Genomic DNA, 23,266 nt, shown 5'->3' with positions numbered 1-23,266 from the left:
TACTCGAATCGAGGACAGAGCGCTCGCGGCCCGCTACTCGCCGATGTCGAACCGCTCGAAGTACTCCGTGACGTAGCGGTTCGCCCCCTCGGGCGGGGCCGTGACGACCTGGGTCGCGTCGTGTTGCTCGTCCAGCGTGACGGACTGGTCGCCCTCGGGTTCGACCCGGTAGACGACGGGAATCGTGTGGCGGGTGTCGACGCCGTCGACGGCCGACGTCTCCCAGAAGTGCTCGCTGATGCCGAGTTGCTCGACCGTCACGAGGTTGAGTCCCAGTTCCTCGCGCGCGATTCGATGTGCCGCGTCGTCGAGCCGCTCGCCCTTGTACAGGCGACTGCCCGGCCAGAACCACTCGCCTTTCGCCGGTTCCTTCTGCCGGCGCGTCAGCAGGATACCTCCCTCGTACTCGACCACGAGGTCGACGCAGGGCTGTGGCATGTTGTCGAGACAGGTAGCGAACGTCTCCTGCGGGATGAACTCGTCGTGGACCCTCATGCACGGGGCTTCGACAGGACTACGGGAAACCGCTCCGCCTCTCACTGTTTCGCAACCGTTAAAACCGACCCTGTCTTCTATTCGACTGCTATCGCACGGGCCGGTGGGGTAGCCTGGTATCCTTCGGCCTTCGGGTGGCCGTAACCGCGATTCGAATTCGCGCCGGCCCACTTTTTCAACTACGGTACTGAGAAGCAAAGAGGCCGCCACACGAGTATCAGCTGTCGGCCCGGCCTCGAGTCGCTTCGTACGCCTGTCCGCGGAACTGGAACCGTCGACTGTTGGAATCGTATCCGAGTACGCCGTCGACGGCCCGCTCGTCGGTATCGACAACGACCCGGGACACATCGTCTGTTAGGAACGGGAGGGCGTTGCGAAGTCCGCCGTCGGACGTGGCAAACCGACCGCTCGCCATCACCTGTTCGGCGAGCACCTGCTCGCCCGCGCTATCGGTGCGAGTCAGCGAGAATGTCGCGTCGGCAGAACGCGCCCCATCGCCGTGACGGCCAGTCGTCACGGTGACAGTGTCGCCGTCGCGCGCCGTCGACACGCCGTCGGTTGGCGTCACGGTAGCGCGGTCGCCGGCCAATTCGACTAGCGCACCGCTGTTGGCCCTCGCGTGCCCGTAGCCGGCGACGACGGCGTACTCGCCGCCGCCGAGGTATGCTTGCGTGAGACCGTCACAGTGGCAGTCGCCGGTGCTGCACCCGACTGCCTGTCCGTTGAATGCCCGGAGCCCCCACTGTTCCTGACTGCCCGGTGACAGGAGGCGACAGTCCGCGGTGTGGACTGTTGGCGCGATGTGGAACCACTCGCCGTCGACCAGTTTGTAGAGGTCCCAGTGGCCACATTGCAGTCGCTCGTGGCTGTTGTTAACCATCACGAAGCCGACCTGTGCATCCAGTTCCGCCCGCTCAGTACTAGGTCGAACGAAGGCTGGGGTCGTCTTATCTGCTTCGTGGAACCACTGGACACGGTCGTCGTCGGGAAACGGCGGGAGCGAGCGGCCAGTGAACCGGGACTCTGTTTCCGGGCCGGGACTTTGGGTATCCCAGACGGAGACCGAGAGTGGCCCGTCCCGACCGCGGAATTCGTAGGTCCCGGTCGGCCGCTCGAACTGCCCCGGTTCGCCGACAAGGGCGTACTCCAGCTGGACCCATTCTCCGGGGGCCAGTCGGTGGGTGTCAGGCATCCATGGCCCGACGTCGTCGACGCGCCAGTATCCCTCGTCTGTTCGGCCGAGTGAGGGCACTTCGTCGGCAAGTTCGTTGTTGTCCGTGGGCGCGAAATGGAGGCGGGCTTCGTGGCTGTAGCTGCCTGGCTGGCGGCTGTGTGTCTGTCCAACGCCCGGAAGCCACTCAATCCTGAACGTGTTCTCGAACTCGTTGCCGTTCTGGAGCCAGCCGCGAAGCGTGGCCGGATGGTCATCGGTCGCCGTCTGATCGAACCAGAGTCCGACTCGCGCCCCGTCGTCAGTGTAGAGTCCCGGTGAGCTGAGGGCGTAGGTTCGCGGCCCGGTTACCAATTCGATGACGGTCGTCGGGTCGTCCGGTCGCGGCGGGTCCTCGGCGTCCGTCGGCGTCGCTGTCCCGCTGTCGTTCGCATCGGTCGCTGACTGCGTCGGGCGCGGAGCGGGCGTTACGTCGGCAGTCTCGCCTGAGTCAAGAGTGCCGAACGAACAGCCGGCGAGTCCGGCCAGCGCTCCCGGGACCGACGCGAGGAGGGCACGTCTGCGCATAAGCAGCGATTCGTCGCTCCTGATAAACCCTTTCTGGACGCTTAGACAATGTTTGTAGCGTTTCCGGTATCTGGCTCCGTCGATACTCGCCCGCCGCGTCAATGGCGCAGACTGTGGCCCTTCTCACTGACGTTACGTACAGCACTCTGTGGGACCGCCGGACAGTGCGGCTTCGAAACACGTCGGACAGCGATTGGCCATGCTCAGGAGACGCCGTCTCTCGCGGGACGGCTCGCCACACTGGACACAGACGTTGCCTGTCAGTCGTCAGTCTCACATGGGTTCAGTCATTGCGACCGCTACGCGCTAGATGTCTAACCGACTGCTACAGCCTCTCGACCTGTGACCGTCACCCTTCGGCGAACATCTCGACGACGCGGTCTAGGTCGGGCGACAGCTCCTGCATCACGTCTGTGGTCGTGAGGATACCGACGCAGTCGGTCTGTCCGTCGATCACGAGTCGCTTGATGCTCTGCTCGACCATCGTATCGATTGCCTCCTCTAGCGGGGCACCGGCTTCGATGGTCTTGACGGGAGTTGTCATCAGATCACCGACCGGCGTCGTATCCGGGTCAATCCCATCGCGGAGGCCAGCAATGATGTCTGTTTTTGTGAGGATGCCCTCCCCGTACTCCGTTTCGACGACGACAGAACCGACCGCCTCTGACGCAAGGAGCTTCGAAACGTCTCGGACGGAAAGCTCGCGGTCGACGGTTTTTACCGGCTTCGTCATCACCTGCCCGACTGGTGTGTCAAGTGATTTCATACCATTTATTGGCAAACACATATAATAAGTCATTTGACTCCCGCAATCAGTGCTGACTCGGCCTTACCAGTCAAAGTCCTCGTGAATCGCCAGTCCCTCCTCCTGACATATCGGTCCAACGACCTCGGTGACGCCGGCGAGAATCTCGCCGGAGCGGACTGACTCCTCGTGGCCGCTGAAACGGCTCATCTCCTCACTGCTGACGCTGTACACGACCCTGCCGAGGCCGGCGTACCGGAGTCCGCCGGCGCACATCGGGCACGGCTCGGTGCTCGTGTACATCACCATCTCCGCGCGCCCGTCCGGGTCACACTCGCGCATTGCTCGGTGCGCCAGTTGGAGTTCCGGATGGCGTCGCACATCCGATTCAGTGAGGACGCGGTTCGACGCCTCCATGACGATCTCGTCGTCACGAACGAGCACAGACCCGAACGGCCGGTCGCCGCGGTCGACAGCGGTCCGAGCCAGCTCGAACGCGCGTTGCATATGCGTTTCGTGGTCGAACTCGTCGAACGCTGACACGGGCATGACGGCGTTTCGACCCGCAGTGGGAAATAGACACGGCGGAGGACACCGCCGCCGTGACCGCAACGGTGGACACACTCGGTATCTGGCTCCTCGTTAGCGCGACCGAGCGCAGCCGGGTTCGCGGTCGATGCACGTAAGTTTCTGACCGGCTTCGCACCCGTATGCGCCAGTTCGTCATCATCGGCCACGACGCCCCGACGACGCCGGAGTTCTCGCTCGACGACTTGGCCGGTGGGGCCGGCCGACTCGACGTGCTCTGTCGGTGTGTCACCAGCGCGTTCTTCCTGAGCCACGCCATCCGCGAGGACGTGCGCGTCCACCTGACGCTATCAGATGCGTACACCGTCACGTTCGACGGGAGCGACCTCCGCCGGCTGAACCCGGACGAGCGCTCCACGGCGGCGCTGATACGCAAGGCTCTGGAGGAACGGGAGGAGGCTATCGGGCACGTCCCGGTCGAGACCTCGCCGGGCGTGTCGCTCACGCGACGGGGGTTCGAGGGGACGCTCGACGACGTGGCCCGCCGCGGAAGCGTCGTCCAACTCCACGAGGACGGCGACCCAATCGTCGACGTTGCCCCACCGTCTGACCCGGTGTTCGTCCTCTCGGACCATCACGACTTCCGGGACGACGAAGCGGCGCTGCTGGCCGACCGTGCGGACGAGCGCGTTTCGCTCGGGCCGAACCCGCTCCACGCTGACCACTCGATCACGGTCGCGCACAACTATCTGGACACGGCGGGGTTCCAGCAGTACTGACGGGACATCGGGAGACTGCCAGAAGGGTTTTTATCCGCGGTTCGCTGAATGGTGTATGGAATTTTTGGGGTCGGAGACAGCGACGTGGCGGCCTGTCCGACGACGCATCGAAACGACGGGGGACCGATGACCGACCGGGAAAATCTGTCCCGTCGTGCGGTTCTGCAGACCGTCGCCGGGATCGGTCTCGCGTCCGTCGCCGGCTGTTCGGCGCTCGAAAGCGAAAGCGACGACGCGGCCTCGACAGTCGAGGGCGAACGTGCCGCGGAACTCGCCCGGCGGTTCGCGCCGACGCTGTACTTCGATCGGGCGGAACCGTGGTTCCCGACGGACCCGCGGCCCTACACCAGCGAGCAGGACGGCGAGACCGTCGTCGACGGGTTCGACGCCTTCGACGGGTACCACGACCGGATGACCGACGGCGAGCCGCCGGACCCGACGGTGTTCTCCCACGTCGTCGAGTACGAGCAGTCGCCGCTGGCCGTCGTCCAGTTCTGGTTCTACTCGGCGTTCGACCAGTTCACGACGAACTTCCACTGGCACGACTGGGAGGTCCTGCACGTGTTCGTCGACACGGAGTCGGGCGACCCGCAGCTGTACGTCGCCAGCTCCCACTCCCGGAAGGTGCCCAACAACGAGTTTCTGGACCCAGACCCGGAGATGGTGCCGCGCATCCTCTCGGAACTGGGCTCACACTCCAGCGCGCTGTCGGTCAACGACGCCCGCGACCGGTTCACCCGGCTGCCGGAGGGTGACCGGTTCGCGGACATCACGAACAGCGCCGTCGAGACCATCGAGGACCTCGCGGAAATCCCCGTCGCCTACGGGCTCCCGCGCGACGAGGGCTCGCGGCTCCCCTATCTCGTCCCGGAGTACGAGGGCGCGCCGCTGTACGAACACGAGCGGCTCCCGTCGGTCAGCCGCGAAGACCTCGTTCCCGAGCGGCTGACGCTCCGCTCGTTCGACAGCCTCTCGGCACCGCCAACGGATCTGCCGACCCGGGAAACCGGGCTCGTCTTCCAGCACACCGACCGCGGCGAGGCCGACCCCGACATCGAGTACGACCTCGTGCCCAGCAGCGAGCTTGAACACATTGCCGATTTCACCGGCCCACAACTGAGCTTCGAGTTCGCCGTGCCTCAGTTCGCCGAGGACGCCGTCGCGGGCCACATCACGACGACCGGCGCGCCCTGGAACCAACCCCGGTACGACAACCCCGCCGCCGACATCTCCGAGCCGAATCACCGGGCGGCGCTGGCCGAGCGCTACGACGCCATCGGTGCACCGGCGGAGATACGGACCCTCGTCGCCAGCCTCTCGGAAGCCGTCTCGAACGACGACGCACCAGAAAACGAGGGGCTGACGACCGAGGACACCAGCGTCGAGTCCGTGGCACTGCTTGAGAGCGACCCCGAGGCCGTCCCGACCTTCGCGGGCCTGGCCGTCATTCAGGACGTGCCCGCGGGCGACCACCAGTTCACCGTCAACGGGGCCGGCGTCGCGCCACACAGCGAGTCGGTGTCGGTTCCGGAAGCCGGCGACGGCGAGGGGCCGACGCGGGCCGGCGTCGACGGCGAGGTGCCGCTCGTCGCACGGGAAAACGCCACCCGTCTCGAAGTCGACCCGTCCGGGGCAGACAGTGACCTCACGGACCTCGCCGTCGAGGACGACTTCGCCGGCCGGCTGTACGACGCCCCCCTGTCGGAACCCGACGCCGTCTACGTCCACGGCGGTGGCGCGTACACGACCGAGGTCCGGGACCGTGACGACGAGATCGGTGCGTTCCGGGTGAACCCCGACCCCGCCGCGGACGTCGCCGCCCGAATCGAGGAGCCACGGACCGGCAAGGCCTCACTGGCGTCGTTCCTCGCCGACATCGCCGAGGAGACGCGGCAGACGGTCGCCGAACAGACCGAGGGCGCCGACGACATCCTCGACGACAGCGGCCCCGTGAACGCTATTCGGGGCCTCGAACAGGCGCTGGCGGCAGTCGTCGAGGCCGCCGAGCGGGCGACTGAACGGGCCGAGGCCGGCGACCGCGGGAACGCCGACAAGCAACTCCAGGCCGTCGCTGACCGACTCCAGCGCGTCGCGACCAGAATCGACGACGCCAGCGACGCCCTCCCGGACCCGCTGTCGAACGCGGCCCGGAACCGCCTCGAACAGGCCGAGCGGCGGGTCGAGCAGGCCCAGGCCGCCGACAAACTGTAGCCCACTGCCGCTCTCAGAGACCGACCCACCGCGCCAGCGCGCCCGCGACGAGCACCAGCCCTCCGGGGATAAACGTACCGGGGACCGGGAGGACGAACAACACGACGCCGAGCAGGAGAACGATAGTCGATATCCTCATTCCAACTACACGTACCACACCACGTCGTATCGGTCTGGTGCCTGCATGTTCGTGGACCCCTGCCGACTTTGCCGGTGGGGGCCACACTGCCGGTATGGACGAGGAACTCACCTGGGAGACGCTTGATGCCGAGACCGCCTACGCCTGTCCGGGATTCGACGTCATCCGTGAGGACGTGCGCCTGCCCGACGGCACGGAGGGAGAGTTCGATTACGTACAGCACGGCGAGAGCGTCATCGTGCTTCCGTTCACCGCCGATGGTGACGTGGTCGTTATCGAGGAGTGGCGACAGCCGGTCCACCGAGTCAATCGCGGCCTGCCGGCCGGGACGATGGAAGACGAAGACGACGACCCACGCGTCGCCGCCGCCCGCGAACTCCGCGAGGAAACCGGCTACGAAGCGGCGTCGCTCGACCACCTCTACACGGGCGAACCGGCTAATGGAAACACCGATTATGTGTTTCACTACTACGTCGCACGCGGATGCGAGGCCACGGCCGACCAGAACCTCGACCACAACGAATCGATTCGGGTCGACACTGCCGACTTCGACTCGCTGGTCGAGTCGGTCCGCGACGGCACGCTCCGTGACAGTCGATCCGCCGTCGGTATCATGTACTATGCCCTGTTCGAGCGCTGAACGGTAGTGTTTAGTTTGGAGCATTGTGCCAGCGAGCGAAACTTTGCAACCAATTTTCGGCTGTTTCCGGTTCGACGTGACTGAAGCAGTTCGAAAACGACGAGGTTCGACGCTTCAGTTCTCGAAAAATCCGTTCGACAGCGTTCCGATTTCCGTGGCGACAYGTCTGAAATCGGAGGCYAGCTCGTTGAAGTGCAGTTTGGAGGTGTTGAGCGCCATCAACGAGAAAGACGGCAGYTTYGACATCGTGCTTTTGCCGCAGTTCGCGCAGGAAAATTTCCGTGAGAGCGGTCGTAGTTGTCGGAAATAACCGGACGTGAAGCAGTTCGTTCGACTGCGGATCGGCGGCGGCATACAGCCAGAATTGCTGGTTGTTGATTCGAATCACCGTTTCGTCGAGCGCGATCTGATTCGGAGATTTACCGGATTCGGGCTGTAAATCGGCTTTCTGTACCCAATCGTGGATGGCTTTTCGACTGCGTTGGACACCCAGCGAGTCGAGTAATTCGACGGTATTCGACAGTGAGAGCCCCGCAACGTGCGATTGAATACCCAACGCCATCGCTGGCTCGGGTGTCCGCTCGCGCTCCACAAAATCCAAATCAATCCAGTCTCTACTACCGCTGAGGCGGGCGATTTCTGGCATAGACCACCAAGAAATTCTCCCGCCTCACTTTTCACGCTTAACTAAACACCGCCGCGCTGAACTGACGACAGTTTCAAATCCTGTGGGATGGTATCGTTTAACACATGGCCTCCATTGCACTCGACAAACGAACGGAGCGTCGGCTGGATAAACTGCGCGCGGCCGTCCGCCGTCGGACCGGTCAGCCGATTTCGCGGGCGGAGTTGCTTGACCGACTCGTCGAGGACGCCTACACGTCCCGCGGTGAGGTGGTCGATATGTTCCGGACGTCACAGGCGTACGTCGCCGACGAGGACTCCGGGACCGTCCATCGGCCCGAGCGAAAACTGGTCCCCGGCGGGCCGGAGCGACCCGACGAATAAGGGAACACAACTCTTAGGCGCGCTGGCCGACGACGGGGTGTAATGACGAATTTCGAGGTCCGCCAGTACGACGCAGCGGGCCGCCTGGGCGAGCTAACGGTGCCACGGGCCGGCGTCACCGTCGAGACGCCGACTATTCTGCCCGTGGTCAACCCCCACGTCCAGACGGTCGCACCGGCAACGTTGGCGTCGGAGTTCGGCGCGGAGATACTCATCACGAACAGCTACATCCTGCATGGCTCCGACGACCTCCGCGAGCCGGTGCTGGAGCAGGGCCTCCACGACCTGCTTGGGTTCGATGGGGCAATTATGACCGACTCCGGCTCCTTCCAACTCGCCGAGTACGGCGACATCGACGTGACGACCGAGGAGATACTCGAATTTCAACACGAGATTGGCTCGGACATCGGGACGCCGGTCGACATCCCGACGCCGCCGGACGTGGACCGCGAGCGGGCGACCGAGGAACTCGAAACGACACAGGAACGGCTCGAACACGCTGCCACCGTCGACACCGGCGAGATGCTCGTCAGCGCGCCGGTTCAGGGCGCGACGTATCCGGACCTCCGGGAGCGTGCGGCCGCCGACGCCGTCTCGACCGGGCTGGACGTGTTCCCGCTCGGGGCCGTCGTCCCGCTGATGAACGAGTACCGCTACGCCGACCTCGCCGACGTGGTCGCGGCCTGCAAGCGCGGGCTGGGGGAGGTCGGCCCGGTCCACCTGTTCGGCGCGGGCCATCCGATGATGTTTGCGATGGCGGCGGCGCTGGGCTGTGACCTGTTCGATTCGGCGGCGTATGCGCTGTACGCCCGCGACGACCGGTATCTCACGGTGCAGGGAACGGAACTGCTTGACGAACTGAGTCACTTCCCGTGTCACTGCCCGGTCTGTACCGATCACACGCCGGCGGAGCTGAAGGGCATGGCCGACGACCGCCGCGAGGAACTGCTCGCGCGACACAACCTCCACGTCACCTACGGCGAAATCCGGACGGTCAAACAGGCGATTCGGTCGGGCAACCTCATGGAACTGGTCGACAGCCGCGCCCGCGGCCACCCGGCGATGCTCGACGGCTACCGCGCACTGCTCGACCACGCTGAGCAACTCGAACGGACCGACCCCGTCTCGAAGGACGCGTTCTTTTATACCTCGAATGAAAGCGCTCACCGGCCCGAGGTCCGACGCCATCAGGACCGACTAGAGCGCCTCCCGGTCGAGGGCGACGAGGTCCTGTTGACCGAGGGCAGTTCCAGCGCACAGTACGACGAATCCTGGGGCGTTCTGCCGCCGTTCGGTCCGTATCCGCGCGAACTCGCCGACACCTATCCGCTGACCGCGGAAACGCCGGACCGGACCGACCGGGCGGCCTACGAGGCCGCAGCGACAGGAGTCCGGCGGCTGGTCGAACTCCACCCCGACGTGTCCTTCACGCTGGTCCACGACGACTGGCCGGCGACGGCGCTCGACCGCGTGCCCGATAGCGTCCGCTTGCGGGACCTACACGCCCGCGACTGACGACAACAATCGTCCTGACCGCTGGTCAGACCCTCGGCACGTCTACGTCTTCGTCGGCCGCCTCGCGCCAGGAGCGGGTCGGCTCCCAGCCCAGCATCGCTGTGGCTTTGCCCGTCGCGTACGCTGCGGCGTCCCCGTCGACGGTGCAGTCGTCCGGAACCCGCCCGTAGTACTCTCGCATGAGTTCGACTAACGGCCGACCCAGTGTGTTGTCGGGGCCGACGCAGTTGAACGCCTCGTGACCCGCGATATCTGCGGTGAGGGCGGCCTCGACGAGGTCGACGACGTCCCGCACGTCCACGTACGACCAGTAGTTACCCGCTCCGGCCGCAAGGTTGTCGAGGTAGTCTTCAGACCGACAGGGGTACTCACCGGGAATCTGTATCCATGACGGGCGAATCGACGCCACAGAGATGCTATCCCGGCGTGCAATTGTCTTCCCGATCTCCTCAGTGACGACCTTTGAGAGCCCGTAGTCGTCCTCCGGCCTGCACGCGTGCTCTTCCGTGATCGGCAGCTCGTCGGGAACAGGCGTCTCTTCGGCGAAAAAGAAGCCGTACGCACCGTCTGAAGAGGCCTGAACCACGTCAGCCCCGACGCGGCCCGCCGCCGAGAGGACAGTATGTGCCGCCAGTGTGTTGTTCTGAAACAGGTCTACTCCGGGGTGGTTCCCTGCGACTGGGATCGCCGCCCAGTGGACCACTGCATCCGGGTCGATGGCGGTAAGCGCGTCGAAGACGCCCCCGGCCTCGGTGAGGTCGAGCGCCCGGTAGTCGACGGTCGGGTGGCCCCCATCGTCGGGCAGTCGACGGTCAAGCACTGTTACGTCGTGCGGTCCGGCGAGGCGGTCGACGATCCAGCGCCCGGTACTCCCCCGGCCGCCGGTCACGACAACATCCATACCAGACTTGGCGTCGCTGGCATCCAAAACGTGACGGTGTCGCCGTGTCACCGGGACCGGTGCTTGTCTAACTCACTGCAGGTCAAGCCGGAACCGCTCCCCGTGTGTGAACGTTGTCCAGCCGAGGATACGTTCGTCCCGATGCGGTCGGTCGGGGTTGTCGATTGCCGCCTGTTGCGCCGAGACGTACGTCGGGACGTTCTTCACCGGCTGTCCGCTCTGTTTGAGTGCTTTCAGATACGTGTCTTTCTCGTAATACGAGTAGGCTACCTCGTACAGCGAGGACGCAGCTTCTTGCTTTCTGGCGGGGAAGCCGTCATTGTTGACGAACCGGTCGGGGTCGCCCTCGCCCATCGCCTCCCAGGCCGCTGGGTCGGCCACATACGGCGCGTGAGCGTCGAGAATCCGCTCGATGGCTCCCCTGTCGCCGGCGAACTTCTGATACTCGTACAGTGTGGGCCCGTCGAGCCTGTCGGCATAGAGACGGCTGAGTTCCGCGGCGGTGACCAGTGCTTTCGCCGCGTACAGTGAGTACGCCAAGCTCGACGCGCGAATGATTTCGTTTTCCAGCAGCCCGTCTTCGCGGAGCTGTCTGAAACCGTCTTCGCGGTTCCGTCGCATCGCCTTCCGGAACCGGTCCCAGTCTCGGAGGTACACGGAACCGGCAGCGTGGGTCATCTCCTGCCAGTTGAAGATGTTCTGCTGACCCATCGCGGTCGGAATATCGTGACCGACATCATCGAGGAACGTCCGGACCCACTCCTGCAGGTCGGCCTCCGTGCCGACACTGTCGCTGTTCCACGCCTCGTGGCCCCGAACGAGTTCTGCGCCCCACCACATTTTCGGGAGCGTGATGAACTGTTCGATGCCGTTCGTTTTCACCGGAGCCATGTAGGTCTCCGGACGCAGGAACCAGTGGTCCAACAGCTCGATTGCTTTCTCGGCGTACTGGTCCGCGCCGGTGTACTGGTAGGCGAGGCCGAGGTCACGGATGCGGTCACCCGTCCTTATGGCGGCGACGTAGTCCTTGCGTTCCGCGGGGTCCTCGGGTCCTTTCGTTTTGAACTCGTGGCCGTCACCGTTGTCCGTGACACTCTCCGGGGCGGCGGCCATCGCCTCGCGAACGTCTTCCATGAAAGCTTCGTGGGCCTCCGTCCACGGGCTGTCGCCGTCCTCGACGCGGGACTGTATCGCGGACAGCGTGTCGAGGTGGACGAACATCGCGGGCCTGCTGTCATCTGCCGGTTCGGTGACCGCTGCCGGTTCGGTCGGCGTCGGTTCGGCCTCCTGCGGGGCGGCTCTGGCGTCCGTGTCTCCCGACGAAAGGTCGGTCGAACAGCCACTCAGCGCCGCGACCGTCCCCGAGAGGGCGAACAACACGTCTCGTCGAGTCTGTCGCTGCACGGGTGACCAACCGTCCCCGACATGGTTAGTTAGGATGCGGTTAATCGGCGGATAGCGCCCCGTTCGGGAGACGCGTGCCGGCCGGGCTGAGACGGCCGACATGAGAGCTATGGGTGCTGTCGACGGCGCTGCCCCAAAGGCAAGATAGTTGGTCGCGCGTGGCTGACGCCATTGCATGACCGACTACTTTGAGGTCCACGAGCGCGACAGCGCCGCGCGAGTGGGTGAGCTACGCCTTGCCGACTCCGTGACAACGCCGGCGCTGGTCGACGACGTGGACACCGTGACGCCGGGCGACTGCCGGCATGTCCTTGACGATGCCGGAAGCCGCTGGCCAACAGAGCAAACCGTCACCGACGGTGACGACTCGCTGCTCACCGTGTTGCCCCATCGTGGACTCCCAGCCGGCACGCCGGACGAAGTCGCAGAGGCTTTCGCCGTCGACTATCCCGATGTCGAGTTCCCGAGCGCGGCCGTCGTCTCGCCCGACACCGCGACGGACCACGGCAGTGACGCCTACGTGCTCGCCGGCGCGCCCGGCTACGTCGGGCACGCGTCGGCGTTCGTCGACGCCGTCACGACCGTCCGCGACGCGATACCAGCCGACACCGCGCTCTACCTGCCCGGTGTCGCCACGCCGAGAAACGTCGCGACGCTCGTCTACGCCGGCGTCGACCTCGTGGACCCCGACCGTGCCGTCATCCGGGGGACTGAGGGCCGGTATCTCACGACTGACGAGGCGTACTTCCTCGAAGACCTCGACGAACTGCCGTGTGCCTGCCCGGCCTGCCGGCAGCCACGCGAGGCGTTCGACCGCGAGGACTGCGTCAAACACAACGTCAACGCGCTCGCCGCGGAACTCCGTCGCGTCCGCCGCCGCATCCGCGACGGTCGCCTCCGGGACTACGTCGAGGGACAGGCCAGACAGAACAACTGGCTCACCGCGACGTTCCGGCGGCTGGACCAGGAGTACGGCTACCTGGAGGAGCGCACGCCGCTCATCCGGCGGGCCGACCTCTCGGCGGCCAGCGACGACTCGCTCCGTCGGGTGGAAATCCAGCGCTTCGCCGAGCGCGTCACCGACCGCTACGTCCCCCGGTTCGACGACCGCCCGCTCGTGCTGGTGCCCTGCTCCGCGCGAAAGCCCTACAGCGACTCCCAGAGCCACAAGCAGTACCACGACGCCATCAAGTGGCGCGCCCACGTCGTCTCGATGACCTCGCCCATCGGCGTCGTCCCGCAGGAACTCGAACTCACCTACCCCGCCCAGCACTACGACTCGGTGGTCACGGGCAACTGGACCGCCACAGAAATCGAATTCGTCAGCCGCGTGCTCGAACGCTATTTAGAAGGCACCGACTACCCCGAGATTATCGCCCACGTACCCGGCGAGGGCTACCGCGACATCTGCGAGCGCGTCGCCGACTCGCTGGGCCGGGAGTTCACCTACACTGTCACCGACCACCCGACGACGGCGGACTCGCTGGGGAACCTCGCCGCCGAACTGGAGGGCTGGGACCGCTATCCCAAGCGCGAACGGGAACACAACACCATCCGCGCCGTCGCGGACTACCAGTTCGGCGCGGGCGCGGGCGACGAACTGTTCGACGACCTCTCGACGCAGGGCCGGTATCCGCAGTTGCGGGCCGACGACGCCGACGGCGAACAGTTGGCCGCGCTGGCCCAGCAGTACGGCGTGCTCTCGCTGACCACCGCCGGGGCACGCCGCTGGGTCGAGAGCGACGTACCGACCAAGACAGTCGAAATCGAACCCTTCGTGCCCCACGGCTCGGTGCTCGCGCCGGGTATCACGGACGCCAGCGACGACATCCGCGTCGGCGACGACGTGGTGATTCGGGGCGACGCGGCCTTCGGCGTCGGTCGCGCCCAGATGAGCGGCCCGGAGATGCGGTCCTCGACGCGGGGCATCGCCGTCCAGATGCGCCACGTCGACGAGCGGTAACTCGGTTACGGAGGGTGTGGCGACGCTGACGACCGGGCGACTTATCGGCGGCGCGGGGCAACCGCCGGTATGGACTTGTCGGGCCGCCGGCGGTACCTGCCCGCCGCCGGGTTCTCGCTGCTGGTACTCGTCACCTCGCTGCTCCCCGTTCCCGAGGGCGCGAGCGGGCAGGTCCCCGTGTTGCTCGGCGTCGCCCTCGACAAGTGGGTCCACGCGGCGAGCTACGGCACCCTCGCGGTACTGCTGGCCTGGGGCCGGCGCGCCCGCAGTGTGGCCGCGGTCGCGGGACTCGTGACTGTCGCCGTCTGCTACGGGGCCGGCGTGGAACTCGCGCAGACTCTCGTCTCCTCGCGTGGAACGAGCGGCGCTGATTTCCTCGCCAACGCCGTCGGGGCCGCGTTGGCCGGACTGGCGTGGCTCGCGGCCCACCGCTCCGGCGCACTTTCGGACCAAACCGACCCACAATCCCGTCAGTAACGAAGCGGCTTTACGCGCTCATCGGCTACCTCGCCCCAATGAGCAAGCCCAGTCCTGAGGTCTACGAGGAGGGCAAGGGCATGGACGCCCACAACTCCGTGATGCGTGACATCCGGTCGCGCAACGACTCCACCTACGACCCTCGCGAGCCGACCCGCGTGTGGCTCGACGAGGACAACACGCCCGACGGCGTCTACCAGAGCCTGACTATCATCCTGAACACCGGCGGCTGTCGGTGGGCCCGCGCCGGCGGCTGTACGATGTGTGGCTACGTCGCCGAGAGCGTCGAGGGCGGCAGCGTCGCCCACGAGGACCTGATGGCCCAGATTCAGCACTGCCTGGACCACGAGGCCGAGAACAGCGACGAGACGAGCGGCCTCATCAAGATCTACACCTCCGGGAGCTTCCTCGACGAGCGCGAGGTTCCGGCGGAGACGCGCCGGGCAATCGCGGAGACGTTCGCGGACCGCGAGCGCATCGTCGTCGAGTCGCTGCCCGATTTCGTCGACGAGGAGACCGTCGGCGACTTCGTCGACGCGGGACTAGAGACGGACGTGGCGGTGGGTCTAGAAACGGCGACCGACCGCGTGCGCCACGACTGCGTGAACAAGTACTTCGATTTCGCCGACTTCGAGGAAGCATCCGAAGCGGCACAGGCCGCCGGGGCTGGCGTCAAGGCGTATCTGCTGATGAAACCGCCCTTCCTCTCGGAAGCGGAGGCCGTCGAGGACATGAAACGCTCCGTTCGCCGGTGTGGGGCCGTCGACGGCTGTCACACCGTTTCGATGAACCCCTGTAACGTCCAGCGTTACACGATGGTCGAAGAGCTGTACCACGACGGCGGCTACCGGCCGCCGTGGCTCTGGTCGGTCGCCGACGTGCTGGAATCGACCGCCGACGAGGACGTCATCGTCGTCTCCGATCCCGTCGGCCACGGCAGCGACCGCGGCCCGCACAACTGCGGCGAGTGCGACGACAAGGTCCAGCGGGCCATCAAGGACTTCGACCTGCGACAGGACCCCTCGGTGTTCGAGCAGGTGTCCTGCGAGTGCGAGGCGACGTGGGACGCCGTCATCGAGCGCGAACGCGGCTACTCGCTCCCGCTCGCTCGGTAGGCCCGCGACCCCCCGAAAACCGTGTGACGGCCTGTCGACCAACGCTTATCCGTCTTTCGCGCATAATACTGTTCGACATGACCCCGAACGGTGACCAGGACAGGCGCAGTTTCAATACGCGCGGGACGGTCACAGAGTGTGATCTGTGCGGTGAACAGCGACAGTGTATCGACGGCGATGGGATGGTCGCCTGCAGTGCCTGTCAGTCCGACCTGCTGCCGTCCGGCTGGGGTCTCTGAGGACAGTTTTGTACTCGCTCAGGACTGCTCGTCCGAGTCCGGCTGTTCGATAGCGGGGATGACGCCGACGGTCGCGGTCGCCTTGAACGAGGCGACGAGGTCCGCGCCCTCGCTGATGTCAAGTTTGTCGAGGCTCGTGTCGGTCACGAGCGCCGACAGCGTTGTGTCGGGGTCGATAGCCAGCGCGACCAGCGCGATAGCGGTCCCTTCGTCGATGCGGTCGACGGTGCCCGCGAACTGGTTGCGTGCGCTCGTCCCCGCCGGCTCCGGGGCCTCCGGCGGCGCGTTCAATGTCACCGTGTCGGCGCGGATGCCGACCTCCACCGCGTCGCCGGGACTCGCCTCGGTATCGACGATGGCCCGGACCGTCCCCGGCGGCGTCTCGACGGTCGCCAGTTCGCCGTCGCGGTCCACGACCGTCCCGCTGAGGACCGTCTCCTCCGCCGTCGCCACCCCGTCGAACTCGGCCTGGAGCCGCTGAAACCGGGCCAGCAGTTGCTCTGCCGTCGCCGTGAGTTCGCTGCCGCCGCCGCCGCTGCCGCCCCGACTGCGGTCGACCAGCGGGCCGAAGACTTCTTCGAGTTCGACGATGCGTCGCTGGGCGTGAGCGTAGGACCGGCCCAGCGCGTCAGCAGCGGCGTTCAGCGACCCGTGGGCGGCGACCGCTTGCAGGAGCGTCCGGTCGCGGGCGGTCAGCGCGACGTCGCCCTGTCCGAGTTGCACTTCCACGTCCGCAGTCGCATCCATACCGTCGCATCGGCGGGCGGTTACAAAGAGAGTATCGACGAGTACTCGGTCAGTACACCAACTCGCCCGAGATGAACTGCCGGGTGCGGTCGTCCGACGGGTTCTCGAACACCACTTCTGTCGGGGCGATTTCCGTGATGCCATCGTCGAGCAACACCGCGACCCGGTCCGCGACGCGCTCCGCTTGGTGCATGTCGTGTGTCGCCACGACGACGCCGATGCCCCGGTCCCGCGCCTCGGCAATCGCGTCCTCGATAACCGCCGTATTCCGCGGGTCCAGGTCGGATGTCGGCTCGTCGAGGAGCAGCACGTCGGGGTCGTAGGCCAGCGCACGGGCGAACGACACCCGCTGGGCCTCGCCACCCGAGAGGGACTCCGCGCGCTGGTCCATCTTGTCCGTCAGCCCGACGACGCCGAGGGCCTCACGAACGGCGTCCGCGGTCCCGTTTGACCGCAGGACAGAGAGGAGTTCGCTCTGGAGCCGGTCCGTCCACGACCGGCGGATTCGAAGCCCGTACTCGACGTTACGAGCGACCGGCGCGTCGAACAAGCTCGCCTCCTGAAACACCATGCCGATGCGTCGGCGCAACGACAGCCGTGTCGCCTCGTCGGCGGCCCACACGTCCGTGCCGTCGAAGGTGACCGCCCCGTCGTCGGGCTCGAGCGAGAGCGCGAGCATCCGGAGTAGCGTCGTCTTGCCGACGCCCGACGGGCCGATGACGGCGACGACCTCCCCCGTTTCGATGTCCATCGAGAGCTCGCGAAACACGCAGTCTTCCCCGTACCACTGTGACACGTCCGTTACCTGTAGCATCAGCGTTGCACCTCCTGGTCGCCCAACCGGACGACTACGGCGTTGATCGTCAACACGAGCGCGACCAACACCGCTCCGAGTATCATCGCCGTCTCATACTGGCCCTGCCGGGCTTCGAGTTGAATCGCGGTCGTTAGCGTCCGTGTTTTCGAGATGCCGCTCGCGCTCGTGATATTTCCGCCGACGATGAGCACGGACCCGACTTCGCTGATGGCGCGGCCAAAGCCCGCAAGCACCGCCGTCGCAATCCCGTACCGCGCTTCCTTGAGTACGACCAGCGCAACGTCGACGCGCGTCCCGCCGAGGACGTGTGCGGCGTCCCGGACGTTCTCGTCGACGCCGCTGATGGCCGCGAGGCTGATGGCCGTAATCGGCGGCGTCGCGAGGACGAACTGGGACATAATCATCGCCTCCTTGGTGAATATCAGCTCCAGCGTCCCCAGCGGTCCCTGATTGGAGACGGCAAACAACACGAGGAGGCCGACGACCACGCTGGGAAACCCCATCCCCGTGTTGATGACGGATTTCACGAACTGCTTGCCTGGAAAGTCGGCAAAGCCCATCACGATAGCCACCGGGATGCTGAACAGCGTGCTCAGCGTCACGGCGATGATGCTCACGTACAGCGAGACGTAGATGATACTCGAGACGTAGCCGTCCCGGAACGGAAGGTCGACCACGGCCATCGGCAGGTATCCGACTGACTCGAGTGGCACGCTTACCCGTCGGAGTCGCTACTCCACCCCTCCGGAACGTACTGCTGGAAGTCTGGGTTTTCGGAGACGGCTTCGGGGAAGAACAACTGTTCCCCGTTGACCTGATAGTTCGAAATCGCGTCCTGAGTGTCTGGGCTGGTAATCCACCCGATGTAGGCCATCGCGAGGTCGTAGTTGGCGTTGTCGTGGACGCCGGGGTTGACCGCCATAATCCCGTAGGGGTTCGCGAGGATTTCCGGCCCGTCCTCGATGGGTCCTTGCACCAGGATGACGAGGTCGATTTCCGAGCGCTGGGAAATGTACGTCCCGCGGTCTGAGAGCGTGTACGCCCCCTGCTGATTGGCGACGTTCAGCGCCTCTCCCATCCCGGTCCCGGTCTCCTGATACCAGTCGCCGCCCGGCTCGGTTCCCGCCGCCTCCCAGAGGTTGAGTTCCTTCGTATGGGTGCCGGAGTTGTCCCCGCGCGAGACGAACTGGGCCTCCGACTCGGCGATAGCGGTCAGCGCCTCGGTCGCCGATCCCATGCCCTGAATCCCTGCCGGGTCGCTTTCGGGGCCGACGATGACGAAGTCGTTGAACATCAGGTCTCGGCGGTTGACCCCGTACCCGTTGCGCATGAACTCGTCTTCGAGGCCGCGGGCGTGGACCATCACTATGTCCGAGTCACCGTTACGGGCCGATTCGAGGGCCGCCCCGGTCCCTTGTGCGACCGCGTCGACGGACACCCCGTACATGTCCTCGAAATCGGGGTGAATCTCGTCGAGCAAGCCCGTGTCGTACGTGCTTGTCGTCGTGGTAAGCGTCAGAGTCTCGCCGGACACCCCTGGCTGACTGCCCCCTCCGGATTCCGCTGCCGCTTCGGTCTGGCCACTGCTGTCCCCGGACTGGGCGCACCCGGCGGTAGTTGCTAACGCCCCGGTCCCTATCGCCGCAATGAACTCTCTTCGTTGTATCGGCATAGATATATCGTTGACCTAATAGCAAATATAATTTATGCTGAATAAACCGTCGTATCCGTTCCGTTAGGCCACCTGTGCGAAAGCGATGGCGACCCCTGTGGCTCGTCGTCCTGCAAGACACCTGCGACAGCGTAGCCACTTGTAGACACGAATCGAGGGTGATCCCGTTCCGTCAGCGATGAACCGTTGCGGAGAGCGGACGCGAGCGACTGGCGCGCTCTACTGCCACCAGCCGCAGCCAAACGCTTTGTCTGCCTCGATTTCACTTCCACTCCGGTACGCGTGTATTTATACGGCTTGACCGCCAAAGCCACTGTAGGGACCGCCGGACTATGTCACACGCTCCGCTGGTCCCTTCCCCTTTGGAACAAACCCAGATAGCCACACGGCTGTTCGGGTGCCTTACAGTCACATGGGAAACTGTCGCGGTGACAAGCGGGTCTATGAACGTTACTCGGGGAAGCCCGCGAGCACGCCTTGGCCGTCGGTCCGACCGAGGTCCGATAGTGTTGCACGCTCCGGATGGGGCATCATGACAGCGACGTGTTCGGAGTCGCCGGTGACGCCGGCCACGCTGTGCTTCGAGCCGTTCGGGTTCGCTTCGGGTGTGACGGTTCCGTCCTCGTCACAGTACTTGAACAGGATTCGGCCCTCGGTTTCGAGTTCATCCAGCCGCTCGTCGGTGATCTCGTATCGGCCTTCGCCGTGAGCGATGGGGAGTTCCACGACCTCACCCTCTTCGTACTGGCTGGTCCAGGGCGTGTCGGCGTTCTCGACGCGCAGGTAGACGTGTTCACACTGGAAGCGAGCGCTCTCGTTCGTCGTGAACGCGCCGGGAGTCAGCGACGACTCACAGCCGACCTGTGCGCCATTGCAGATGCCAAGTACCGGCGTTCCCTCGCTCGCGGCTTCGCGGACTTCGGCCATGATCGGCGAGCGGGCGGCCATCGCGCCGGCACGGAGATAATCCCCGTAGGAGAAACCGCCGGGGAGGACAACGCCGTCGACGTCCTCGGGAAGCCCGTCTTCGTGCCAGACGAGTTCGGCGTCGAAGCCCAGTGACTCCAGCGCTTGGACGGAGTCACGGTCGCAGTTCGAGCCGCCGAACTGGATGACGGCGATGGTCACAGTGACCACCTCGCGTGGGAACCGACTATCGCCGTCAGTTTCGAGGCGATAGTCATTCTGCGTCGGTCACCTCGATGTCGTAGTCGTGAATCGTGGGATTCGCGAGGAGTCGCTCGGCCATCTCTTCGGCGCGTTCGGCCGCGTCCTCGGCGCTGTCGGCGTCGAGGTCGAGTTCGAACACGTCCGCCGAGCGGAGGTCGTTCAGGTCGAAACCGAGGCGTTCCAGTGAGCGCTGTGTCGTCTCGGCCTCGGGGTCGAGAACGCCCCGCTTGAGTCGGACCGTGACGGTCGCGGTAAAGGCAGTCATTACTGGCAAGCGAGCGGGCAGCAGAGAAAACGCTTGTGTTCTCCCGACAGCTCAGGTCCCGGCACTGACCGGCGTCCAGTCGGTCGACTGGTCGCGCAGGCCGGTCACGCGGAGTTCGAAGTCTTCCCGGTCTGCGCGAACGTCGACTCGCCCGTCGAAGAACTGTGCCACGCTTTCGACGACCTGCTCCTCGTGGGCGTCCGGGTCGAGCACGCAGACGCCGAGGCCGTCTGCGGTTCCGATTCGACCGGTGATGGTGTTGAGGAACCGGTACACCGCCCTCACGTCGTCGCTGTAGACGAGCAGCGGCGTCAGCGTGATGATACCGGTCCGGACCCGCGTGTAGCCGCTGGCGTACGTCGACTCGTACTGGCCGGAGTACTCGATACCGATACCGGTCAGGTCCGCCGGCGTGTTGACCGCCGAAACGCTGTCTTCCGGCAGCTCGCTGCTCTCCTGTGCGCAGTCGATGACACGGACCCGGTCGCGGTCGAGGACGCCGCCGTGGCGCCCGAAATCCTCCAATATCGTCGTGGCGTCGCTGTCCGTCGCGACGAGGACGGTCCCGCCGTCGGCGTCGGAGCTACAGAGCAGCCGCAGTCCCATCTCCCGCGCCCCGCTCAGAACGGGGCCGGTCACGAGCAAGCTCGTCCCCGGTTCGACCGGATTCAGTGGCAGTCCGTCGAACGTGTACGGCTCGTCTCGTCGCTGAGACATCAGGCATCCTCCTGCAGCTGTCGTCGAAACAGCAGTTGTTCCTTGACCTCGGCAGCGAACCGCTGGAGGTCGTCTAGCTCTGCCTGCGTGTAGCGCCGTGGTTCGCTGTCGGTGCAACAGACGGCACCGATTGCATTCCCTTCCTCGTCTGTAAGTCGGACGCCGGCGTAGGACCTGATGTCGAGCTGTTTCAGCGCATCCACCTCGGCGAAGCGTGGGTCTTCGTGGGTGTCTTCGACGACCATGGTCTCGTCCGTGAGAATCGTGTGGGTGCAGATGGTGTCCTCGCGGGCGAGGGTCCGCCAGTTGGCTCCCTCACACGCCACGAACCGCTCCTCGTGTTCGTCCATGAGGCCAACAAAGGCCACGTCGATGTCGAAGTGGCTGTTCATAAGTGCCGTCAGCCGGTCGAACGCGTCGAGCGCCGCCAGCTGGTCGACATCGTACCGCTCGACGGCTGCCAGCCGTTCGGTCTCAGTCTCTGGAACTGGATAGGCTGCCTGCGTTCCCTCGGCGGCAGCCATGGCTGCGACATCTGCAAGCCGCTCCCGGGATTCTGGGACCGTCCGCGGCACGTATTCGACGACCTGCTCGGGACTGCCGCGGGGGAGATCTGACGGTGCGTGTTCCGTATAGAGAGCCACTACACAGGCCGGGTTCACCGAACGGACCGCGTCTACCACGTCGAACCCGTCGCCGTCCGGGAAGTCGAAGGCTGTCACAACGCAGTCGACCGACCGGTCAAGTGCTTCGGTCAGCGTCTCGACGGACCCGACTTCCTCGACAGCGAGTCCGGCGTCGGCAAGCGCGTCGGCTGTCTCTGCGCGCTCGCCAGCGTCTGGCTGGGCACAGATAACGGTCGGCGAATCACTCATCACGACCGGACACTCACGGACTGATACACAAATGGTTGGTGGCCACGCTCGGTGGAAAACGAAGGCTTTTGCCGTGGGACTGCCGACTCTGCGTCAAATGAATCACGACGCCGTCCGGAGGTGGGTATCGTGACGCGCGATTTGACCGAGATTACAGTCGTCGGTGAGGACGACACGGGTCTCATCGCCGAAGTGACTTCGCTGCTGTTCGAGCGCAGTATCAACATCGAGGACCTCGACCAGGCCGTTCGGGAGGGGGTCTTCCGGATGACCATGCGCGTCGACACGTCCGAGATGGTGACGACGGAGGAGAAACTCCGCGAAGACCTCACCGACCTCGGTGACGACCTCGGCGTTGACGTGCAGGTCCGGTTCCCCGCCGACCGCGAGACCCAGACCATCGCCGTTCTCGTCACGAAGGAGTCACACTGTCTGGAAGCGCTGTTCGAGGCGTGGGCCAACGGCGACCTCGGAGCCGACATCGAGGTGGTCATCGGGAACCACGACGACCTCGAACCGCTGGCGGCCAAATACGACGTTCCGTTCCACGATATCGGCGACGAGAAGGGGACGCCGGACGAGGACCAGTTGCTTGACTTGCTCGCGCAGTACGACGCCGACCTCATCGCGCTGGCCCGGTACATGCGCATCCTCTCGCCCGACGTCGTCTTCCGCTACGAGAGCCGCATCATCAACGTCCACCCGAGCCTGCTGCCCGCCTTCCCCGGCGCGTCCGCATATATGCAGGCTATCGAGGAGGGCGTCCGCATCGCCGGCGTCACCGCCCACTACGTGACGACGGATCTGGACCAGGGGCCGATCATCACCCAGCGCGCTTTCAACGTCCCGGACGACGCCACCGAAGAAGAACTCCAGCAGATCGGCCAGCCGCTGGAAGCCGAGGCGCTCATCGAAGCCATCAAGCTCCACCTCAACGACGAGGTGAACGTCCACCGCGGCCGGACGAAACTGCGGGACCCAGAGGAGACCTCGGCCCAGCTTGGTGCACCGGAGAAACTCGACCAGTTGAACCCTGACCGTCCCATCGACGGCCTCGGCGAGTTCGTCGCCGAGGACGACGGTGAGATAGAGGCTGACGACTGAAA

The 23,266-nt window shown here is 65.3% G+C and carries 26 protein-coding genes and 1 tRNA gene; 11 read left to right on the top strand and 16 right to left on the bottom strand.

What is annotated here, in order from left to right; translation table 11 throughout:
• Positions 1-33: 33 nt before the first annotated feature.
• Complete coding sequence (locus tag AMS69_RS01870) at positions 34-495, bottom strand: NUDIX domain-containing protein (protein WP_053966399.1); 462 nt, start codon at positions 493-495, stop codon at positions 34-36.
• Between the two features lie 97 nt (positions 496-592).
• On the opposite strand from AMS69_RS01870, the gene AMS69_RS01865 reads away from it, so the two are divergent.
• A tRNA-Pro gene (locus tag AMS69_RS01865) sits at positions 593-665 on the top strand.
• A gap of 47 nt (positions 666-712) precedes the next feature.
• Here the strand turns inward: AMS69_RS01865 and AMS69_RS01860 are convergent.
• The 3 genes from AMS69_RS01860 to AMS69_RS01850 all read right to left on the bottom strand — a co-directional run bounded on the left by AMS69_RS01860 (position 713) and on the right by AMS69_RS01850 (position 3,527).
• Entirely contained in the window at positions 713-2,233 is a 1,521-nt protein-coding gene (locus tag AMS69_RS01860) for a hypothetical protein (RefSeq protein ID WP_053966398.1), read from the bottom strand.
• A gap of 349 nt (positions 2,234-2,582) precedes the next feature.
• Positions 2,583-2,999, bottom strand: coding sequence for a CBS domain-containing protein (locus AMS69_RS01855; protein WP_053966397.1), 417 nt, complete (start codon positions 2,997-2,999; stop codon positions 2,583-2,585).
• A gap of 63 nt (positions 3,000-3,062) precedes the next feature.
• Complete coding sequence (locus AMS69_RS01850; RefSeq protein ID WP_053966396.1) at positions 3,063-3,527, bottom strand: nucleoside deaminase; 465 nt, start codon at positions 3,525-3,527, stop codon at positions 3,063-3,065.
• A 161-nt stretch (positions 3,528-3,688) separates the two neighbouring features.
• Between AMS69_RS01850 and trmY the strand changes: the two genes are divergently transcribed.
• Together trmY and AMS69_RS01840 are read left to right on the top strand one after the other, a co-directional pair.
• The gene (gene trmY / locus AMS69_RS01845) at positions 3,689-4,285 is read left to right on the top strand and encodes a tRNA (pseudouridine(54)-N(1))-methyltransferase TrmY (protein WP_053966395.1); all 597 of its coding nucleotides are present in this window, start codon (positions 3,689-3,691) and stop codon (positions 4,283-4,285) included.
• Positions 4,286-4,333: 48 nt separating this feature from the next.
• Entirely contained in the window at positions 4,334-6,496 is a 2,163-nt protein-coding gene (locus AMS69_RS01840) for a hypothetical protein (protein WP_053966394.1), read from the top strand.
• Positions 6,497-6,509: 13 nt separating this feature from the next.
• On the opposite strand, the gene AMS69_RS21015 is transcribed toward AMS69_RS01840, so the two are convergent.
• A complete protein-coding gene (locus tag AMS69_RS21015) occupies positions 6,510-6,635 on the bottom strand; it encodes a hypothetical protein (protein WP_274377997.1) in 126 nt (41 codons plus the stop codon).
• 94 nt (positions 6,636-6,729) lie between these two features.
• Between AMS69_RS21015 and AMS69_RS01835 the strand changes: the two genes are divergently transcribed.
• Positions 6,730-7,275: an NUDIX hydrolase gene (locus AMS69_RS01835; RefSeq protein ID WP_053966393.1), complete on the top strand. Its 546-nt coding sequence runs from the start codon at positions 6,730-6,732 to the stop codon at positions 7,273-7,275.
• Between the two features lie 10 nt (positions 7,276-7,285).
• On the opposite strand, the gene AMS69_RS01830 is transcribed toward AMS69_RS01835, so the two are convergent.
• Positions 7,286-7,921, bottom strand: a complete 636-nt coding sequence (locus AMS69_RS01830) for an IS6 family transposase (RefSeq protein ID WP_053966392.1) — start codon at positions 7,919-7,921, stop codon at positions 7,286-7,288.
• 104 nt (positions 7,922-8,025) lie between these two features.
• Between AMS69_RS01830 and AMS69_RS01825 the strand changes: the two genes are divergently transcribed.
• Both AMS69_RS01825 and tgtA read left to right on the top strand, forming a co-directional pair.
• Positions 8,026-8,283 (top strand): hypothetical protein, encoded by a 258-nt coding sequence (locus tag AMS69_RS01825; RefSeq protein ID WP_053966391.1) that lies wholly within the window; start codon positions 8,026-8,028, stop codon positions 8,281-8,283.
• Between the two features lie 42 nt (positions 8,284-8,325).
• Positions 8,326-9,798 carry a tRNA guanosine(15) transglycosylase TgtA gene (gene tgtA / locus AMS69_RS01820; RefSeq protein WP_053966390.1) on the top strand — a complete coding sequence of 491 codons (1,473 nt, stop codon included), beginning with the start codon at positions 8,326-8,328 and terminating at the stop codon, positions 9,796-9,798.
• A 25-nt stretch (positions 9,799-9,823) separates the two neighbouring features.
• Here tgtA and AMS69_RS01815 read toward each other — a convergent pair whose 3' ends face one another.
• Together AMS69_RS01815 and AMS69_RS01810 are read right to left on the bottom strand one after the other, a co-directional pair.
• Positions 9,824-10,699, bottom strand: coding sequence for an NAD-dependent epimerase/dehydratase family protein (locus AMS69_RS01815; RefSeq protein WP_053966389.1), 876 nt, complete (start codon positions 10,697-10,699; stop codon positions 9,824-9,826).
• 72 nt (positions 10,700-10,771) lie between these two features.
• Positions 10,772-11,920 (bottom strand): alginate lyase family protein, encoded by a 1,149-nt coding sequence (locus AMS69_RS01810; RefSeq protein WP_202904518.1) that lies wholly within the window; start codon positions 11,918-11,920, stop codon positions 10,772-10,774.
• Positions 11,921-12,278: 358 nt separating this feature from the next.
• Here AMS69_RS01810 and arcS point away from each other — a divergent pair, with 358 nt between their 5' ends.
• From arcS to AMS69_RS20455, 4 genes are all read left to right on the top strand, one after another.
• Positions 12,279-14,066, top strand: a complete 1,788-nt coding sequence (arcS, locus tag AMS69_RS01805; protein WP_053966387.1) for an archaeosine synthase subunit alpha — start codon at positions 12,279-12,281, stop codon at positions 14,064-14,066.
• 69 nt (positions 14,067-14,135) lie between these two features.
• On the top strand, positions 14,136-14,543 hold the full coding sequence (locus AMS69_RS01800) for a VanZ family protein (protein ID WP_053966386.1): 408 nt from the start codon (positions 14,136-14,138) through the stop codon (positions 14,541-14,543).
• A gap of 38 nt (positions 14,544-14,581) precedes the next feature.
• Positions 14,582-15,658 carry an archaeosine biosynthesis radical SAM protein RaSEA gene (locus AMS69_RS01795; RefSeq protein WP_053966385.1) on the top strand — a complete coding sequence of 359 codons (1,077 nt, stop codon included), beginning with the start codon at positions 14,582-14,584 and terminating at the stop codon, positions 15,656-15,658.
• Positions 15,659-15,735: 77 nt separating this feature from the next.
• Positions 15,736-15,897, top strand: coding sequence for a hypothetical protein (locus tag AMS69_RS20455; RefSeq protein WP_170083976.1), 162 nt, complete (start codon positions 15,736-15,738; stop codon positions 15,895-15,897).
• A gap of 18 nt (positions 15,898-15,915) precedes the next feature.
• On the opposite strand, the gene AMS69_RS01790 is transcribed toward AMS69_RS20455, so the two are convergent.
• The 8 genes from AMS69_RS01790 to AMS69_RS01755 form a co-directional block, all read right to left on the bottom strand.
• A complete protein-coding gene (locus tag AMS69_RS01790) occupies positions 15,916-16,644 on the bottom strand; it encodes a TOBE domain-containing protein (protein ID WP_053966384.1) in 729 nt (242 codons plus the stop codon).
• 49 nt (positions 16,645-16,693) lie between these two features.
• Positions 16,694-17,458 carry an ABC transporter ATP-binding protein gene (locus AMS69_RS01785; protein ID WP_053966383.1) on the bottom strand — a complete coding sequence of 255 codons (765 nt, stop codon included), beginning with the start codon at positions 17,456-17,458 and terminating at the stop codon, positions 16,694-16,696.
• Positions 17,458-18,144, bottom strand: a complete 687-nt coding sequence (locus tag AMS69_RS01780; protein WP_053967012.1) for an ABC transporter permease — start codon at positions 18,142-18,144, stop codon at positions 17,458-17,460. Before AMS69_RS01780 ends, AMS69_RS01785 begins: the two co-directional genes overlap by 1 nt.
• A gap of 32 nt (positions 18,145-18,176) precedes the next feature.
• Entirely contained in the window at positions 18,177-19,133 is a 957-nt protein-coding gene (locus tag AMS69_RS01775) for a substrate-binding domain-containing protein (RefSeq protein ID WP_053966382.1), read from the bottom strand.
• Between the two features lie 450 nt (positions 19,134-19,583).
• Entirely contained in the window at positions 19,584-20,261 is a 678-nt protein-coding gene (gene purQ, locus AMS69_RS01770) for a phosphoribosylformylglycinamidine synthase I (protein ID WP_053967011.1), read from the bottom strand.
• 52 nt (positions 20,262-20,313) lie between these two features.
• Positions 20,314-20,568, bottom strand: a complete 255-nt coding sequence (gene purS, locus AMS69_RS01765; protein ID WP_053966381.1) for a phosphoribosylformylglycinamidine synthase subunit PurS — start codon at positions 20,566-20,568, stop codon at positions 20,314-20,316.
• A gap of 51 nt (positions 20,569-20,619) precedes the next feature.
• Complete coding sequence (locus AMS69_RS01760) at positions 20,620-21,285, bottom strand: DUF7504 family protein (protein WP_053966380.1); 666 nt, start codon at positions 21,283-21,285, stop codon at positions 20,620-20,622.
• Complete coding sequence (locus tag AMS69_RS01755) at positions 21,285-22,160, bottom strand: GAF domain-containing protein (protein ID WP_053966379.1); 876 nt, start codon at positions 22,158-22,160, stop codon at positions 21,285-21,287. The genes AMS69_RS01760 and AMS69_RS01755 overlap by 1 nt, the downstream gene beginning before the upstream one ends.
• A gap of 120 nt (positions 22,161-22,280) precedes the next feature.
• On the opposite strand from AMS69_RS01755, the gene AMS69_RS01750 reads away from it, so the two are divergent.
• Entirely contained in the window at positions 22,281-23,264 is a 984-nt protein-coding gene (locus tag AMS69_RS01750) for a formyltetrahydrofolate deformylase (protein WP_080508789.1), read from the top strand.
• The last annotated feature ends 2 nt before the right edge of the window (positions 23,265-23,266 follow it).

The organism is Haloarcula rubripromontorii (genome assembly GCF_001280425.1).
Lineage (GTDB): Archaea > Halobacteriota > Halobacteria > Halobacteriales > Haloarculaceae > Haloarcula > Haloarcula rubripromontorii.
Note: the sequence above shows the minus strand (reverse complement) of the source record. Positions and strands in the feature narration are given on the sequence as shown.